This window comes from Streptomyces sp. NPDC000410 (assembly GCF_040300305.1).
Classification (GTDB): Bacteria; Actinomycetota; Actinomycetes; order Streptomycetales; family Streptomycetaceae; genus Streptomyces.
Window position 1 is genome coordinate 1 of the sequence record NZ_JBEPDM010000006.1, and the last position, 16,390, is coordinate 16,390.

The window sequence follows — 16,390 nt, forward strand, 5'->3', positions numbered from 1 at the left end:
CCATCTACGGCGCACCGCATGCAGCCATACCCAGAGCCCCTGGGTCCACCGATCTTACGAATGATCAGTTCAAACCCACCACTGAAAGGTAGGGCAGCCGCATGTGCCCATCGTGACAGCCGCCTCCGACAACCAACTCCCCCGGATGGGGGAGAAGATCGGCACCGTCGGGGGAAGCACCGCTTCCGGCCGTTCGGGCAGTCTCGACGGCATGACAGCCATCGAGGTACGTGAACTCAGCAAGGAGTACGGCGGTGTTCGCGCCGTGGACGGGCTCACCTTCAGCGTGCGGCCCGGCCGGGTCACCGGATTCCTCGGCCCCAACGGGTCGGGAAAGTCCACGACCATGCGCCTGGTCCTCGGCCTGGACCGCCCCACTTCGGGCACGGCGCAGGTCGCAGGACGCGGCTACGCGGAACTGGACCGGCCGCTGCGCCACGTGGGCGCCCTGCTCGACCCCCAGGCCGCGCACGGCTCCCGCACCGCGAGAAGCCATCTGCTCGCGCTCGCCGCGAGCAACCGCATCCCCGCGCGGCGGGTCGGCGAAGTCCTGGACGAGGTGGGGCTCGCGAACGTCGCCCGGCGGCGGATCCGGACGTACTCGCTGGGCATGCGGCAGCGCCTCGGTATCGCCGCCGCCCTGCTGGGCGACCCGGCCGTGCTGATGCTCGACGAGCCCACCAACGGTCTCGATCCCGAAGGGATCATCTGGATCCGGGAGCTGATGCGCTCCCTCGCCGACGAGGGCCGTACCGTCCTGGTGTCCAGCCATCTGATGGCCGAGACCGCGGCCACCGCCGATCATCTCGTCGTCCTCGGCAGGGGACGGCTGCTCGCCGACACCTCGATGCGGGAGTTCATCGACGCGAGCGGCACGCCGCAGGTCAGGCTGCGCACCACGGATCCGGACCGGCTGAGCGCGGTGCTGGCCCGCCTGGGGTACGCCGCCCGGCCGGCGGACGACGGCCGCTGGACCGTCGACGGAGCGCGCGCGGAGGACATCGGCACGATCGCCGCCCGCGAGGGGATCGCGATTCTCGAACTGTCCGACCAGCAGGCCTCCCTGGAGCAGGCCTATCTCGATCTCACCGCCACCGAGACCTCGCACGCGGCCGCGCCGCGGGCGGCGGCGGCGCCCACGACCCGGCAGGAGGTCTGACCATGCCGTTCTCCGCAGCACTCCACTCCGAGTGGATCAAGATCAGGTCCCTCAGGTCCGGCACCGGGTCGCTCCTCGCGGTCTTCGCGGCGTCGGTGGCCTTCACCGCGCTGGCCTGCGGGGCCCTGGGGGAGCCGGAGCGGGGCGACGGACCTTTCGACCCCGTCTTCCTCTCCTTCTACGGACTCCTCTTCGGCCAGGTCGCGGCGATCTCCTTCGGGGCCCTGGCGTTCTCGTCCGAGTACCACACTGGTGCCCTGCGGATCTCGCTGGCCGCCGTGCCGCGCCGAGGGCTGTTCTACACGGCGAAGCTGGCGGTGACCGGGGCTCTGGCACTGGCCGTGGGCCTCGTGACCGGCCTCGTCACGTTCCTGACGGGCCAGGAGCTGATGGGCGACCCGGGCATCGGCCTCGGCGACCCGGGCGGCCTGCGATCCGTCGTCGGCAGCGGGATCTACCTGGCGTTGATGGCCTTGTTCGCCGCGGGGCTCGCCGCGCTGTTGCGCAGTGGGGTGGCCGTGCTCGGCATCCTCGTCCCCCTGGTCCTGATCGTGTCGTTCGTCGTCGGGGACGTATCCGGCGGCATCGCCCAGTATCTTCCCGACCGGGCGGGGCAGTTGGTCGTGCACCAGCACCCCGAGGGCGATCTCGGTCCCTGGACCGGCCTCGCGGTGACCGCCGCCTGGACCGCCGTCGCGGTGCTGGCCGGATGGTGGGCGCTGCGGCGCCGGGACGCCTGACGGACCGCCAGTTGTCAGTGGGCACCGCTTTACTGAACCCCATGACCCTCGCACGGCATCTGGCGACCATCGATCTGCTGCGCTCCCGCGCCTTCCCGGCGCGGTCCGGCAGATCCGACGTGGGCGACAGCGGTCCCGGCTTCCACACCGCCGAGCTGAGCACGAGCGAGGACTTCTGGGAGGACCGGTCGCACATGGATCTGGTCGAGGAGCAGTACGAGGCGGAGCGCGAGGCACTCGCGGCGCTGCTGACCGGGCGCTGGGGAGAGCCTCAGACCGTCAGCCTGAGCTCGCTGTTCACCAGATCGTCCGAGGGGGAGGAGATACCGCAGCCGTGGGACTTCCTCAGCGCCTGCGTGCCCGATGTGCATCTGTGGCGCGTGGACGGCCGGTGGGTGCTGCTCGGCGTCTCGAAATGGGACACCGAGCTCCCGTACCAGCTGCTGGCCGTCGTCACGGAGACCGATCCGCCCTAGGGCCTGCCGTTCGGATCGTGCCGGGCTCGATCCCCAAGACAGGCCCTAGAGGGTGTCCAGCGGCCCGTCCGACAGGGCGGGGATGTCCGCAGTGGCCGCCGCCCGTAGCCTGGCGTACTCCTCCGCCATGGTCTGTGCCGTCCAATGGGCGTTGAGGCCGCTCGGATTGGGCAGCGCCCAGATCCGGGTCTCGCCGATCGTCCGCTCCTGCGGTCCGATGCGCGCCTTGCGGTCGCCGAAGGCCGTGCGGTAGGCCGTGACCCCGGCGACCGCGAGCCAGCGCGGCCGCAGCCGCTCCACCTTCTCGGTGAGGATCCGGCCGCCCTCGCGGAACTCCTCGTCGCTGAGCTCGTCGGCCCGGGCGGTGGCCCGCGCCGCGACATTGGTGATGCCGAGCCCGTACGTCAGCAGCTCGTCCTGCTCGGACGGCATCAGCCGGCGCGGCGTGAAGCCCGACAGATGGAGCACCGGCCAGAAGCGGTTCCCGGGCCGGGCGAAGTGGTGTCCCGTCGCGGCCGTCATCAGACCGGGGTTGATCCCGCAGAACAGGACGGACAGGCCGTCCGCGATCACGTCAGGGACGAGGCGATCGCGGGCGGCCTCCAGCTCGGCGGGCGTGAACCGGGTCATCCGCCCGCCCCGGTCGTCCGACGCGCACGCGACGCCGTCGGGTTCATCCGCGTCATCGGGACCTCCCGGTCAGAGGATCGATCCCGGAGCGTATCCGGCGGCCTCCGGGTGCTGCTTGGCGATCTCCTCGATCCGGGAGACCACGGCAGCGACCTGGTCGCCCGCCGCGCCCGTGAAGGACAGCTTGTCCGCCATGAGCGCGTCGAGCTGGTCCCGGTCCAGCGGGATGCGGTCGTCGGCGGCGAGCTTGTCCAGCAGCTCGTTGCGCTCGGCGCCCTGCTCGCGCATCGCCAGGGCGGAGGCGACCGCGTGCTCCTTGATGGCTTCGTGGGCGACCTCGCGGCCGACGCCGCCACGCACCGCGCCCATCAGGACCTTGGTGGTCGCGAGGAAGGGGAGGTACCGGTCCAGCTCCCGGGCGACGACCGCCGGGAAGGCGCCGAACTCGTCGAGCACCGTCAGGAAGGTCTCCAGCAGACCGTCGAACGCGAAGAACGCGTCCGGCAGCGCGACCCGGCGCACCACCGAGCAGGACACGTCGCCCTCGTTCCACTGGTCGCCCGCCAGCTCACCGGTCATCGAGGCGTAGCCGCGCAGGATCACCATCAGGCCGTTGACGCGCTCGCAGGAGCGGGTGTTCATCTTGTGCGGCATCGCGGACGAGCCGACCTGGCCGGGCTTGAAGCCCTCCGTGACCAGCTCGTGCCCGGCCATCAGCCGGATCGTCTTCGCCAGCGAGGACGGCGCGGCGGCCAGCTGCACCAGGGCCGTCACGACGTCGTAGTCGAGCGAGCGCGGGTAGACCTGACCGACGGAGGTGAAGGCCTGGGCGAAGCCGAGGTGGCCCGCGATCCGCTGCTCCAGGTCGGCCAGCTTCGCGGCGTCACCGCCGAGCAGGTCCAGCATGTCCTGGGCGGTGCCGACCGGGCCCTTGATCCCGCGCAGCGGGTAGCGGCCGAGCAGCTCCTCCAGCCGTCCGTACGCCGCCAGCAGCTCGTCGGCGGCCGTCGCGAAGCGCTTGCCGAGCGTCGTGGCCTGGGCCGCGACATTGTGCGAGCGGCCCGCCATGACCAGCTCCGCGTACTCACCGGCGAGCTTGCCCAGACGCGCCAGCACGGCGACCGTGCGGTCCCGCATCAGCTCCAGCGAGAGCCGGATCTGCAGCTGCTCGACGTTCTCGGTCAGATCACGCGAGGTCATGCCCTTGTGGACGTGCTCGTGGCCGGCGAGGGCGTTGAACTCCTCGATCCGCGCCTTCACATCGTGCCGGGTGACCTTCTCGCGCTCCGCGATGGAGCCGAGGTCGACCTGGTCGAGCACGCGCTCGTAGTCGGCGAGCGCGGCGTCCGGCACCTCGATCCCGAGGTCCTTCTGGGCACGCAGCACGGCCAGCCAGAGCTGCCGCTCCAGCTTCACCTTCTGCTCGGGGGACCAGAGGACGGCGAGCTCCGCGGAGGCGTAGCGGCCGGCCAGGACATTGGGGATGCGAGGCTTTGCAGTCACGTGCAGGGATTCTACTGGCGGTTTGCGCAGGTCGGCGCTCCGCCCTGGTTTGTGGCTTGCTACGAGACCCGGGGGTCCTCGGGGATCTCGTACGGCACGTCGTACGGCAGCAGCTCGGGTCGCTTCGCCGGACGGCCGTCACCCGACGAACGCCCGGTCAGCCGCCGCCCGATCCAGGGCGCCAGATGCTGCCGGGCGAAACGGACGTCCGCCGTCCGCCGGTCCGTCCAGCGCGGGCGCACCGCCGGGGGCAGCGGCTCGCGCCAGTCGCCCTGCGCGGTCAGGCCCAGCATCTGCCACACCGCCTCCGCGACCCTGCGGTGCCCCTCACCGGTCAGATGCAGCCGGTCCACGTCCCACAGCCGCTGGTCCCCGAGCACCTCGGCCCCGTACAGATCCACGACCAGCGCGCCGTGCCGCGCCGCCAGGCCGTCGATATGGCCGAACAGCTCCTCCATGCGCGGCCGGAACCGCTCCATGACCGGGCCGCGGCGCCCCGGGCTGCGCATCAGCACGAGCTGCCCGCACGCCGGAGCCAGCCGTTCCACGGCCTCCTCCAGCAGCCCCAGCACCCGGCCCATGTCGCACTTGGGGCGCAGGGTGTCGTTGAGGCCGCCCACGAGCGTCACCACATCCGCGTTCATCGCGGCCGCCGCGTCCACCTGCTCCGCCACGATCTGGCCGATGAGCTTTCCGCGTACGGCGAGGTTGGCGTACCGGAATCCGGGCGTACGGGCCGCGAGCCGCGCGGCGAGGAGGTCGGCCCAGCCACGGTACGAGCCGTCGGGCAGCAGATCGGACATTCCTTCGGTGAACGAGTCCCCGACCGCGACGAAACTGGTGTACGTGGCATTCATCTCCATGGCGGGGTGATCCTACCGCGCGGTAACGCGGCGCCTCGTCCGCAACGGAGCTCGTCCACAGAGTCGATCTCGGCCACAAGCGCCCAGAGCCGAGCCGTAGCGGCCCCGGTCTCCACCGGGCGACGTCAGCCCGAACGCTCAGTCGGCGGCCCGACCAGCTCGCGCAGGACGTCCTCCAGCGTGACCAGACCGGCCGGCCGGCCGCTCTCGTCGATCACCGCCGCGAGGTGGGTACGGCTGCGGCGCATCGCGCTCAGTACGTCGTCGAGCGGCGTGGAGGCCCGTACCCGGGCGATCGGCCGCAACGCCGTCACCGGGAACGGGCTGTCGCGCGGCATCTCGTCCAGCGCGTCCTTCACATGGAGATAGCCGAGGATGTGGCGGGTGCTGTCGACGACGGGGAAACGGGAGAAGCCCGACGCCGCCGAGAGCCGCTCCAGCTCCTCCGGGGTCGTCCCCACCTGCGCGTACACCACCCGCTCCACCGGCATGACCACATCGGCCACCGGGCGGCGCCCCAGCTCCAGCGCGTCGTGCAGCCGCTCGGCCGCCCGGTCGTCCAGCAGCCCGGCGTCGCCGGAGTCCCGCACCATCCGGGCCAGCTCGTCGTCCGTGAAGGTCGCGGCGACCTCGCTCTTCGCCTCCACCCGCAACAGCTTCAGCAGCGCGTTCGCGAAGGCGTTGATCGCGAAGATCACCGGGCGCAGCGCCCGGGCCAGGGCCACCAGCGGCGGGCCGAGCATCAGCGCCGTCCGCGTCGGCTCGGCCAGCGCGATGTTCTTCGGCACCATCTCGCCCAGCAGCATGTGCAGATACGTCGCTGCGGCCAGAGCGATCACGAACGAGATCGGATGCACCAGACCGTGCGGCACCCCGAAGGCATCGAACACCGGCTCCAGCAGATGGGCGATGGCCGGTTCCGCGACCACACCGAGCACCAGCGTGCACAGGGTGATGCCGAGCTGGGCCGCGGCGAGCAGCGCCGCGACATGCTCCAGACCCCAGATGACACTGCGGGCTCGCCGGTCCCCGGCCTGTGCCATCGGCTCGATCTGGCTGCGCCGCACGGAGATCAGGGCGAATTCCGCGCCGACGAAGAACGCGTTGACGACCAGCGTCAGAAAACCGATGAAGAGCTGGATCGCGGTCATCGCCGGAACCTCCCCTCACGCGCGCCGTCCTGGCCCCTGCCCTTCCGCCTCCCCTTCCCCCTGCCTCTCGCTCTGCCTTCGCCCTCTTCCTCCTCCTCGTCCGACGGCAGCGGCGCGTGCATCAGCACCCGCGCCGCCCGCCGCCCCGAGGCGTCCACGACATCGAGGCGCCAGCCGGCCAGCTCGATGCCGTCGCCGACGGCAGGTATCCGGCCCACCTCGGTGGCGATCAGCCCGGCGAGCGTCTCGTAGGGCCCCTCCGGCACCCGCAGCCCGATCGCTTCGAGCTGGTCGGTACGGGCCGCGCCGTCGGCCGACCACAGCGCCCGGCCGTCGGCGTCCTCACCCGCCCTGGCGAGATCCGGCGTCTCGTGCGGATCGTGCTCGTCGCGGACCTCGCCGACGACCTCCTCGACGATGTCCTCCAGCGTCACGACCCCGGCCGTACCGCCGTACTCGTCGATGACGACCGCCATCGTCAGCTTTCCGTAGAGCCGGTCCAGCAGCCGGTCCACCGTCAGGGTCTCGGGAACCAGCAGCGGCTCGCGCAGCAGCTCGGCGACCGAATGGCGGGGCCTGAGCTCGGCCGGAACGGCCAGGACGTCCTTGATGTGCGCGATCCCGACGACGGTGTCGAGGCTGCCCCGGTAGACCGGGAAGCGCGACAGCCCGGTGGCCCGTGTGGCGTTGGCTACGTCCTCGGCGGTCGCCTGCACATCGAGGGCGGTGACCTGGACGCGCGGCGTCATCACGTTCTCCGCGGTCAGCTCGGCCAGATTGAGGGTCCGTACGAACAGCTCGGCGGTGTCCGCCTCCAGCGCGCCCTCCTTGGCGGAGTGCCGGGCCAGGGCGACGAGCTCCTGGGGGCTGCGCGCGGACGCCAGCTCCTCCGTCGGCTCCAGGCCGAGCCGGCGCACGATGCGGTTGGCCGTGTTGTTGAGGTGACCGATCAGCGGCCGGAAGGACGCCGAGAAGATCCGCTGCGGGGTGGCGACGACCTTGGCGACCGCGAGCGGCGAGGAGATCGCCCAGTTCTTCGGAACGAGTTCCCCGACGACCATCAGCACGATGGTGGACAGACCCGTGCCGATGACCAGGGCCACCGAGGACGCGACGGACGGCGACATCCCGAGGGCCTGCAGGGGGCCGCTGATCAGCTTGGCGATCGACGGCTCGGCGAGCATGCCGACCACCAGATTGGTGACGGTGATGCCGAGCTGCGCGCCGGAGAGCTGGAAGGTGAGTCCGCGGACGGCCTTGAGCGCGCTCGCCGCGCCCCGCTCGCCGCGCTTCACGGCCTCTTCGAGGTCGGCGCGCTCGACCGTCGTGAGCGAGAACTCCGCCGCGACGAAGCCGCCGCAGGCGAGGGCGAGCAGTACCGCCACGAACAGGAGCAGCACTTCGGTCATCGGGTCACCCCCATTCCATGATCGGTCAGGGGGAGGGGGACCGCGCGACGGCCGTGACGACTGCTACGGGGAGGTTCGCCCATGGGCGACGCTCACACCCTTCACTCAGTTCACTCAGTGACGACTGAATCATCCATGGTAAAGGACCGGCAAAGCCCGGGGCGATCGGCAACGCGTGGGGCGTGGCGTGGTGCTCAGCCGGTGAGCGGCTTGACCCAGCGCCGCCAGTGGTCCTCGCGCCGGTAGCCGGCCGCGGCCCACGTGTGGTGTGCCCGTTCGTTGACTTCCAGGACCATGGCGTCGACCCGCCGCCCGCCCAGGGCCGCGAATCGTTTCTCCGCCGCTTCCATCAGGGCGGTGGCGATTCCTTGCCGACGGCGGTCCGGGCGTACGGCCAGCCGGTAGGCGGAGCATCGCCACCCGTCGAAGCCCGCTATCACGGTGCCCGTCAGGACGCCGTCGCGCTCCGCGAGGAGCAGGGCTTCGGGGTCCCGCGAGAGGAGTCGGGCCACTCCGTCGTGGTCGTCGCTGATGCTCGTTCCTTCCGCGGCTTCGCGCCAGAACCACAGCACGGCGTCGATGTCGGAGAGGGTGGCGGGGCGGATGTGGAGATCGTCCATGGGCTGAGCCAAGCAGAACGCCGGTCCGCGCGGCGAACGGTTTGTGCGCCGGGGGTCGGGCCGCCGAACCTGATGCCGCGCCTCGTCCCGACCGAGCGGCGCGGATGATCTTGAGTCCTCTACCCTGACGAGGCTTCGACGTTTTCGAGCCAGGGGTGGGGATCCGTATGGCAACGCGCACGACCGACAGCACACCACCGGGGCCATTCCGTTGGGCGGCCGCCGTGCTGGTCCTGATCGGTGTTCCGCTCGCCCTCGTCGGAGGCATCGCCTCCTGCGTCGCCTCCGAGACGGGCAACCTGCCGGGTGACTCGATGGAGCGCGTCTGGGATGCCCCGCTCGACCGGCGGGCCGCCGAGTACGGCAACGCGGCCTGGGCCGTCGGCGACACCGTCGTCCGCAGCCGGTTCGACGCCGTCACCGCCTTCGACGCCGGGACGGGGAAGCGCCGCTGGCAGTACGCCGTGCCCGGCCGGGCCGAGATCTGCGCCACCAGCACCGCCGCCGCCGACTCCGTCGCGCTGATCGGCCTCATGGAGGGCAAGGGCTGTGCCACCGTCGCCGCGATCGACCTGAAGGACGGCCGCGAGCTGTGGCGCACCGACCGCAGGCCGGGCTCCGGTGACCCGAAGGACGAGTCCGACGTCGTCGCCACCGGAGCCGGTCTCGCCGTGCTCCGCGACGAGGACGAGCGCTGGGGCGAGGAACCGGAGGCGGGCGCACCGCCCGTGCTCGCCGGCGACCAGGCGCTGCGCGCCTTCGACCTGCGGACCGGCGCTCCGCGCTGGAAGGCCGCCGTACCGAAGGGCTGCCTCCCGCGCCAGGTCGCCGTCGCGCCGAAGCAGGTGCTCGCCGCCCTGGAGTGCGACACCGAAGCGAAGCTCGCCGCCTTCGACCCGGCCGACGGCAAGGCTCGATGGACCGTTCCGCTCGGCGACCGGCGACCCGTCGCCGCGGACTCCTTCATGTCCTTCGTGTCCGCCGAACCGGCGGTGCTGAAGGTCCAGGAGCCGGTGGAGCACGGCGTGCACGCCTACCTCGCCTTCGGGCAGGACGGCAGCCGGCAGGGGCAGATCGACGTCATCGGCCGCGACGCGGCCGTCGCCGGCGGAAAGCTCTTCGTCGTTTCCGGCGGCGTCGTCGCCTTCGACCTGGCGAGCGGGAACGAGGTGTGGACCTCGGAGGACTACGGCGCCTGGCGGGAGATCACGGCGATGCACGTCGGCAACGGCCGTGTGACGGTCTTCACCCACTCCCGGAAGGGCCTCGACGAGCTGTACGTCTACGACTCGGCCACGGGCGACACGGTGGACGAGCGTACGTTCTCCCGCGACACGGACAACGGCAACAACACCGAGCTCGCGGACCTGTTCCGGCACGAGGACCTGTTCATCGCCGTCCGCTGGGGCGACGGAGACCTGCAGCCCTTCTCGGCCTACCGGACCTGGTGACACCGGGCGGAATGACTCCTCCGCGCCCCCCTGCGACTACGACGTCGGAGGCGGCGGGGGGCAGGCCCCGACCCCGAGGCCCGGGAAGCCCGCCCGGCCAGGCGCGCTGATGTCGGCCATCGCCCGGCGACATCCGGCGTCGCCGACGCTGCGGCCCCGGGGTTCGGCGGCGCGGCGCAGCTTCTCGGGGCGCCGGTGTGCGCCGCGCTCGTGCCTGGTCGCCCCGCGCGCCTACGCGGCCTCGCGCAGCCGGGTGGCCGCCGCTTCGGCCTCCCGTACGACACGGTCGGTGTCGACGTCGACGAGCCGCCCGTCCAGTTTCAGCGGCCGGCCGTCGACGAACACCGCGTGGACGTTCTCCGGCCGTCCGTTGAAGACGGTCTGGTTGATCCAGTCGACCCGCGGTGCGAAGTTCAGCGCGGCCGGGTTGATCACGACCACGTCGGCCCGCTTGCCGGGTGTCAGCGAGCCCACCTGGCTGTCGACGCCGATGGCCTCGGCGCCGCCCAGCGTGGCCATCCGCAGGACGTCGTGCACCTGGGGGAAGACTCCGGCGTCCGTCGAGCGGGCCCGTTGCAGGCCGATGGCCGTCTTCATCAGGGCGTGGAAGTCCGACGTGTCGTTGGTGCCGCCGTCCAGCCCGAGGCCGACCTTGACGCCTCGCCGTGCGAAGTCGGGCAGCCGCATGATTCCGGAGGCCAGCCGCATATTGCTCAGCGGACAGTGGGCCGCGCGCGTGTCGTGGGCGGCGACGGCGGCGATCTCGGCGTCGGTCAGGTGGATCGCGTGGTTGATCAGCAGCCGAGGGCCCAGCGCGCCGATGTCGGTGAGGACCCCGATCGGGTCCTCGTCGCGCTGGCCGGGGCGTTCGAGGACATGGCTGTTGAGCATGACGCCCAGCTCCTGGGCGGCCTCCCAGTGCGCGTGGTTGAGGTGCTGGTTGGCCCGTGTCGCATGGGTGGCGACCTGGAAGGAGCCGAGTGGCGCCGGGTCGACGAGTTCCTTCTTCACCTTGGTGACCAGCGTCGCGTCGGGCCGGGGCGGGAACATCGCGTAGGTGAACCGCACCCCGGTGTCGGCCAGGGCCCGCACGTAACTCTCGATGGTGTCGTAGGCGAAGATGTCCACCCAGTCGACGAGCGTGGTCACACCGGACTGCGCGGCGTCGAGAGCGGCGAGCCGGACGAAGCTGTACACGGTGGCGGGAGTGAGCCGGTTGCGGCCTGGAGCGTTGCATCTTTCGAGCCAGCCGAACAGGTCGCGGTCGGCGCAGCCGCCGCGGATCGAGGTCTGCCACAGGTGGGTGTGGACGTCCACGAAGCCCGGCATGACCACCTTGCCGGACGTGTCCACGACCCGGGCGCCGGACGGCACTGGGAGCCCGGACCCGACGGCGGCGATGGCGCCGTCCCGCATCAGCACGTCGGCGTTCCGGACGGCACCGAGGGGGCCGTCACCCAGGGCGGGGTCCATGGTGAGCACCAGGGACGCGCCCCGGAGCAGGGTCGTACGGCCGACCGGGTCGAACGGCTGCGCGGGGCCGCTTCGAGCGGCGGTGCGGGCGGTGGAGCCGAGGACGAGCGGAGCGGCCACGGCCACGCCGAGGCCGGCGAGGAGGCCACGGCGGCTGGGGGTCGACGGTGAGCCGGGGGCCGATGGTGAGCCGGGGGCCGACGGTGCGCTGGGACGTAACTCCATGGCGTGTTCCCTCCCGACGGGAAGTTACGGAAGGCCCGCCCTGGGCGACGTGATGACGGAGCGTCAGGCAAAGGCGGGAGGTTACACGCATCATTCCCAGCGGGTAGCGCTTTGATAGACGTTGGCGGAAAAAACTTTCCGGTGGGCGAGATATGTTGACTCGCTGGAGCGGCTCGGCCGGGAGGGCCGCCCCGGTCGACGTGACCGGGCCCGTGCCCTCCGCGACCGAGTCGTGGTTCAGCTGCCCCGCAGCTCCTCGATCACCTGGCCGAACGCCTCCATGTTCGGATCGAGCACGGTCAGATACGAGAACCCGTAGCGCTCGCGCTGCTCCCGCAGCTGGTCGGCGATCTGCCGGACGGTCCCGGCGGTGAGCAGCGGCAGCTCCAGTGCCTGCTCCTCGGTGAGGTTCGGGAGGCGGGGCAGCACGTCCCGAACGGCCGCCCGGCGGTCGTCGGCGATCCGGACGATCTGGACGAGCAGGTTCAGCTCGGCGGGCGTCTCCCGCCCGGCCTCGGCCTCCAGGGCGCGGTACGCCGCCACGCGGTCGTCCAGCTCCTCGGCGGTGAGGACCGTCACCCGGCCGCCCGTGGTGCGGCCCCCGGTGAAGGCCATGATGTCGGCGCGCTCGGCGGCCAGTCGCAGCACCCGGTCGCCGTTCCCGCCGATCAGCAGCGGCGGCCGGGGGCGCTGCGGCACCGGCGGTACGTGCTCCTCGTCGGCGAGGAGCCGCTCGACCTCTTCGACCGTACGCACCAGATGGTCGACCCGCTTGCCCGCCGACGGGAACTCCAGCCCCGCGAGGTCGTGTTCCTCCTTCACGTAGCCGGTGCCGAGCCCCAGCTCCAGCCGTCCCCCCGTGAGCGCGTCGGTGGTGGCGACCTCCCGCGCGAGCAGCGTGGGATTCCAGAGACCGGCGTTGAGGACGAACGTCCCGACCCGGGGCCGTTCCGTCGCCTCCGCGGCGGCGACCAGGGCGGGGAACGGTGCCATCATGCCCAGATGGTCCGGCACGTGGATCACGTCGTAGCCGAGTTCCTCCGCCCGGCGGCACCGCTTGCGCCATTCGTCGCCCTGTGCGGGCGTCAGCATGTTTACCCCGAAGCGAAACGGCCTGACCATGAAGTCTCCTCAGCTCGGCGGTAGTTCACACCGACCCTACGACGGCCCGGGGTGGAGGGGTAGCTCCGCTCTTGCCGGTGCTAGCGCGGGCGCGCTAGCTTGATGATGTGGCCAAGACTCAGCTGAACGTACGCGTGGACGAGACCACCGCCGAGGCCGCACGTCGGCGGGCGCAGCAGCGGGGGGTGAGCGTGAACCGCTACATCGAAGAGCTCGTCCAGCAGGACGCGGGCGAGGTGGGGCGCACCTTCGTCGAGGCCGCCGCCGACTTCATGAAGCAGTACGAGTCGGTGTTCGCGGAGGAGTTCGGCGCGGAGGGCCTCGGCTCGGAAGGGCTCGGCTCGGACGGCTCCGGCGCGGGGCGTGCAGGAAAGCGTTGAACCTCTCCATCGACCTTCCCTGGCTCCTCATGGTCGCCGAGCACAAGACGCCCGGCGATCCGCAGGTCACCGACTGGGGCGCGCTCGTCGCCGCCGTCAGCCGCCATGAGGCGGAGATCTTCGGCACCCCGGTATACAGCGATCCCCACACGCGCGCCGCGTCGCTGTTGCAGCTGCTGCTGCACGTTCCCGCGCTCGAGCACTCCAACGCGATGTTCGCCTCGGCCGTCGCGTACGGCTATCTCGTCGCCTCCGGGTTGAAGGTGGTCACCTCGCCCGAGCAGGTCCGGGATCTGGCCCGGCTGGTGAAGGAGGGAAAGGCGGACGTCCGGACCATCGCCGGTGAGCTGCGGCAATGGACCCGGTGACCGGATGCTGGGAAGACCGCCGGAAGACGCCCGTCCGGGCGTGACGTCTGGCTACATTGCGGCGCATGGCACAGAAACAGAACGCACGTACGAGACGAATAGCCCTCGCGTTGGCGGGAGCGACGGCGGCGATCGCGTTGTTCGGCATCGGCGGGGCGATCGCAGCGGGTGCGCCGGACGGACCGAGTGGTGTCGGCGTCAGCAACGAGACTCCGCCCCCGGACACCGGTGGCTCGGCCGACGGCGGCGGGACCTCCGGAGCGTCCGTGGGCGGTTCGGTCGACGGCGGCGGTACGACCGGCGGCAGCGGGAGCGTCGGCGGGAGCGAAGGTGGCGGCGACAACCCGACCTCGTCCCCGCAGCCGACCGTACCCCCGGACCCGGATCCGGGTCCGTCGGACCCGGGCGACCCGGCGCCCACCGATCCCGCCGACCTCGACGACCTGTCCAAGCGCATCGACGAGCTGAACACCAAGGTCGACCAGCTGCCGACGAAGAAGGAACTGGCCGACGCGCTCCGGGCGTTCGCCGACGAGCTGGACAAGAACGAAGGCGAGGGCGCCGCCAAGGGCTAGGGCGGGCGCTAGGGCCGGGGACGCTGCATGGGCAAGGGCAAGGTCAGGAGCTGAGGCAAGGGTGCCGCCCAAGGCGTGAGCAAGGCCGCTAGGGAACCCTCGGCGCGTCGGCCACGTACGGTCGGCGCGCCACTCCCAGCACGGCGAAGGACGTGGGCAGTTGCGGCCCCTTCTCCGGAACGCGCACCCGGCGGTACGGTCCCAGCTCGAATCCGGCGGCCCTGACCGCGGCGATCGGATCGCGCGCCGTGTGGCAGCCGCCGAGCAGGCGCGGCCACACCGTACGGTCCAGGGCGCGCTGGGCCGTGGCCATCGCCCGGCCCGGGGCGATCCCGTGCTCGAAGAAGCGCATCTCCCCGCCGGGACGCAGCACCCGCCGGATCTCCGAGAGGGTGCGCGGCACGTCCCGTACGGAGCACAGCACCAAGGACACGACGGCGGCGTCGAACGCCTCGCTCTTGACCGGCAGCGCCTCGGCCGCGCCCGGCACCACATCGACGGGCACGTCGGCGCGCAGTGCCGCGGTCACCGCCAACCGGCGCAGGGTGCGCTCGGGTTCGATGGCGACGACCTCGGAGACGGCGGTGGGGTAATGCGGGAAGTTCAGCCCGTTGCCCGCGCCGATCTCGATCACCCGGCCGGACAGGCCGGCGAGCAGTTCCTCGCGATGGGCGGCCACGCCGTGCTTCTCGTCGGCGGTCACACTGATCCGTGCGTAGAAGCGGGCGAAGACGGGGTGGTACACGGCGTCCCGGGGGACTTTCGGACGGCGAAGCGGCATCCTGGGCCTCCTTCGACTGGCGATAGGAGGATTCTCCCCCGTACCGGCCCCGGTCAGCCCGCCTGCCACACGCTCACACGAAGCAGAACTCGTTCCCCTCGGGATCCAGCAGCACCTGGAAACGCCCTTGAGCATCCGTGACCGGGTCGCCGACTCGGGTCGCACCGAGGCGGACCGCCTCCTCGGCGGCCGCGTCGACATCGCCCGCGTCCAGGTCCAGATGGAGCCTGTTCTTGGCCGCCTTGCCCTCGGGGACGCGCTGGAAGGCGACACGTACGAACTCAGGCGGCTCGATGTACGCCCAGTCGTCGCTGCGCACGACCGGCTCGCCGCCGAGCAGCGCGGACCAGAACTGGGCGAGAGCGGCGGGCTCCGCGCAGTCGAAGACGACTTCGTAGACTCGTGCTCGCATGATCGTCATCGTACGGCCGAGGCGAAGGCGGCCTCGTCCCAGGTGCCGCCGAGCAACGGCGCGAGCCAGCCGGGGGCCTGGGCGCGGAACGTCTGCGGAGCCAGCGCGCCCGAGCCCTCCGGTACGGCGCCGAGCAAGGGCGCGCCCGCCGAGGCGGGCAGGTCCGCGAGATTGCAGCGCGCGGCGAGATCGGGTGCGGCGGGCCAGCTGCCGATCACGACACCGAGCGGGTGCAGGCCGCGGGCACGCAGCGCCTCGGTCGTGAGCGTGGTCATGTTCAGGGTGCCGAGCCCGGCGGGCGCGACGACCAGCACGGGGGCGCGCAGCAGCCGGGCGGCGTCGGCGAGCGTGCCGCCCGCGTCGTCCAGCCGTACGAGGAGGCCGCCGGCGCCTTCGACCAGGACGAGGTCGTACTCGGCCGCGAGCTTCTCGGCGGCCTCCGCCACGTCGTGCGGCGTCACCTGGGGCAGGCCGGCGCGGCGCGCGGCCGTGTCCGGGGCCAACGGCTCAGGAAACCGCGCGAGTTCCACCCCGGTGACGTCCGCCCCGGCGAGCCGCACGGCCTCCTGGGCGTCTCCGGGCTCTCCGGCCCGGACCCCGGTCTGCGCGGGCTTCAGCACGGCCACCTTCCGCCCCTGCCGGGCGGCTGCGGTGGCGACGGCGGCGGTGACGACGGTCTTCCCGATCTCGGTGCCGGTTCCGGTGACGATGGTGATGGGCATGTGCGGCTCCTTGTGGTGGGGGTTGGGGGGGGGTGGGTGGTGCGTGGGGGTGGGGTGCGAGTGATGGGGCGCCTGCGGCGGGCCTTTCCCCTACCCGCCCCTTCCCGCAGTGTCGATTTGCGGCTCCGCCGCGTGGGGGGGGCAAGCCCCCAGGCCCCCGTTCGGCCTTCGGCCGTGTCCTCAATCTCCCCCTACGCCCTGGCGGGCGTGGGGGGACCCCCAGACGGGCTGGATCTTCCAGCTCCGCCGGCGATTGAGGCGCGGGGTCCGGGGGCGGAGCCCCCGCACGCGGCGGAGCCGCACATCGACACTGCGGGAAGGGGCGGGTAG

18 protein-coding genes are annotated in these 16,390 nt (G+C 71.8%); 7 read left to right on the forward strand and 11 right to left on the reverse strand.

Translation table 11 applies throughout. From position 1 onward, the window contains the following. Positions 1-211: 211 nt before the first annotated feature. The 3 genes from ABT342_RS09825 to ABT342_RS09835 are packed head-to-tail and all read left to right on the forward strand — an operon-like array spanning position 212 to position 2,375. A complete protein-coding gene (locus tag ABT342_RS09825) occupies positions 212-1,159 on the forward strand; it encodes an ATP-binding cassette domain-containing protein (RefSeq protein ID WP_351570330.1) in 948 nt (315 codons plus the stop codon). A 2-nt stretch (positions 1,160-1,161) separates the two neighbouring features. Beyond that, positions 1,162-1,899 (forward strand): ABC-2 transporter permease family protein, encoded by a 738-nt coding sequence (locus ABT342_RS09830; protein WP_351569664.1) that lies wholly within the window; start codon positions 1,162-1,164, stop codon positions 1,897-1,899. A gap of 41 nt (positions 1,900-1,940) precedes the next feature. Then, positions 1,941-2,375 carry a hypothetical protein gene (locus ABT342_RS09835; RefSeq protein ID WP_351569667.1) on the forward strand — a complete coding sequence of 145 codons (435 nt, stop codon included), beginning with the start codon at positions 1,941-1,943 and terminating at the stop codon, positions 2,373-2,375. A gap of 45 nt (positions 2,376-2,420) precedes the next feature. Here ABT342_RS09835 and mug read toward each other — a convergent pair whose 3' ends face one another. From mug to ABT342_RS09865, 6 genes are all read right to left on the reverse strand, one after another. Further along, positions 2,421-3,005, reverse strand: a complete 585-nt coding sequence (gene mug, locus ABT342_RS09840; RefSeq protein ID WP_351569670.1) for a G/U mismatch-specific DNA glycosylase — start codon at positions 3,003-3,005, stop codon at positions 2,421-2,423. A gap of 69 nt (positions 3,006-3,074) precedes the next feature. After that, the gene (purB, locus tag ABT342_RS09845; protein WP_351569673.1) at positions 3,075-4,508 is read right to left on the reverse strand and encodes an adenylosuccinate lyase; all 1,434 of its coding nucleotides are present in this window, start codon (positions 4,506-4,508) and stop codon (positions 3,075-3,077) included. 59 nt (positions 4,509-4,567) lie between these two features. After that, a complete protein-coding gene (locus ABT342_RS09850; protein ID WP_351569676.1) occupies positions 4,568-5,371 on the reverse strand; it encodes an SGNH/GDSL hydrolase family protein in 804 nt (267 codons plus the stop codon). A gap of 125 nt (positions 5,372-5,496) precedes the next feature. Continuing rightward, positions 5,497-6,522, reverse strand: a complete 1,026-nt coding sequence (locus ABT342_RS09855) for a hemolysin family protein (RefSeq protein ID WP_351569678.1) — start codon at positions 6,520-6,522, stop codon at positions 5,497-5,499. Further along, complete coding sequence (locus tag ABT342_RS09860; RefSeq protein ID WP_351569681.1) at positions 6,519-7,931, reverse strand: hemolysin family protein; 1,413 nt, start codon at positions 7,929-7,931, stop codon at positions 6,519-6,521. Before ABT342_RS09860 ends, ABT342_RS09855 begins: the two co-directional genes overlap by 4 nt. A gap of 194 nt (positions 7,932-8,125) precedes the next feature. After that, entirely contained in the window at positions 8,126-8,551 is a 426-nt protein-coding gene (locus ABT342_RS09865; protein WP_351569684.1) for a GNAT family N-acetyltransferase, read from the reverse strand. Positions 8,552-8,718: 167 nt separating this feature from the next. On the opposite strand from ABT342_RS09865, the gene ABT342_RS09870 reads away from it, so the two are divergent. Continuing rightward, positions 8,719-10,002 carry an outer membrane protein assembly factor BamB family protein gene (locus ABT342_RS09870; protein ID WP_351569687.1) on the forward strand — a complete coding sequence of 428 codons (1,284 nt, stop codon included), beginning with the start codon at positions 8,719-8,721 and terminating at the stop codon, positions 10,000-10,002. Positions 10,003-10,233: 231 nt separating this feature from the next. Here ABT342_RS09870 and ABT342_RS09875 read toward each other — a convergent pair whose 3' ends face one another. Together ABT342_RS09875 and ABT342_RS09880 are read right to left on the reverse strand one after the other, a co-directional pair. Further along, entirely contained in the window at positions 10,234-11,700 is a 1,467-nt protein-coding gene (locus ABT342_RS09875; RefSeq protein WP_351569690.1) for an amidohydrolase family protein, read from the reverse strand. 237 nt (positions 11,701-11,937) lie between these two features. Next, positions 11,938-12,822, reverse strand: coding sequence for a TIGR03621 family F420-dependent LLM class oxidoreductase (locus ABT342_RS09880; RefSeq protein WP_351569693.1), 885 nt, complete (start codon positions 12,820-12,822; stop codon positions 11,938-11,940). A gap of 107 nt (positions 12,823-12,929) precedes the next feature. Here ABT342_RS09880 and ABT342_RS09885 point away from each other — a divergent pair, with 107 nt between their 5' ends. The 3 genes from ABT342_RS09885 (at position 12,930) to ABT342_RS09895 (ending at position 14,145) form a co-directional block, all read left to right on the forward strand. Further along, positions 12,930-13,202: a toxin-antitoxin system HicB family antitoxin gene (locus ABT342_RS09885; RefSeq protein ID WP_351569696.1), complete on the forward strand. Its 273-nt coding sequence runs from the start codon at positions 12,930-12,932 to the stop codon at positions 13,200-13,202. Next, positions 13,199-13,570 (forward strand): fic family toxin-antitoxin system, toxin component, encoded by a 372-nt coding sequence (locus ABT342_RS09890; RefSeq protein ID WP_351569699.1) that lies wholly within the window; start codon positions 13,199-13,201, stop codon positions 13,568-13,570. Before ABT342_RS09885 ends, ABT342_RS09890 begins: the two co-directional genes overlap by 4 nt. A 65-nt stretch (positions 13,571-13,635) precedes the next feature. Next, positions 13,636-14,145: a hypothetical protein gene (locus ABT342_RS09895; protein ID WP_351569701.1), complete on the forward strand. Its 510-nt coding sequence runs from the start codon at positions 13,636-13,638 to the stop codon at positions 14,143-14,145. A gap of 88 nt (positions 14,146-14,233) precedes the next feature. Here ABT342_RS09895 and ABT342_RS09900 read toward each other — a convergent pair whose 3' ends face one another. The 3 genes from ABT342_RS09900 to bioD form a co-directional block, all read right to left on the reverse strand. After that, entirely contained in the window at positions 14,234-14,926 is a 693-nt protein-coding gene (locus ABT342_RS09900; RefSeq protein ID WP_351569704.1) for a class I SAM-dependent methyltransferase, read from the reverse strand. Positions 14,927-14,999: 73 nt separating this feature from the next. Continuing rightward, entirely contained in the window at positions 15,000-15,338 is a 339-nt protein-coding gene (locus tag ABT342_RS09905; protein ID WP_351569707.1) for a VOC family protein, read from the reverse strand. Between the two features lie 5 nt (positions 15,339-15,343). Further along, positions 15,344-16,060 (reverse strand): dethiobiotin synthase, encoded by a 717-nt coding sequence (gene bioD / locus ABT342_RS09910; RefSeq protein WP_351569709.1) that lies wholly within the window; start codon positions 16,058-16,060, stop codon positions 15,344-15,346. Positions 16,061-16,390: the final 330 nt, after the last annotated feature.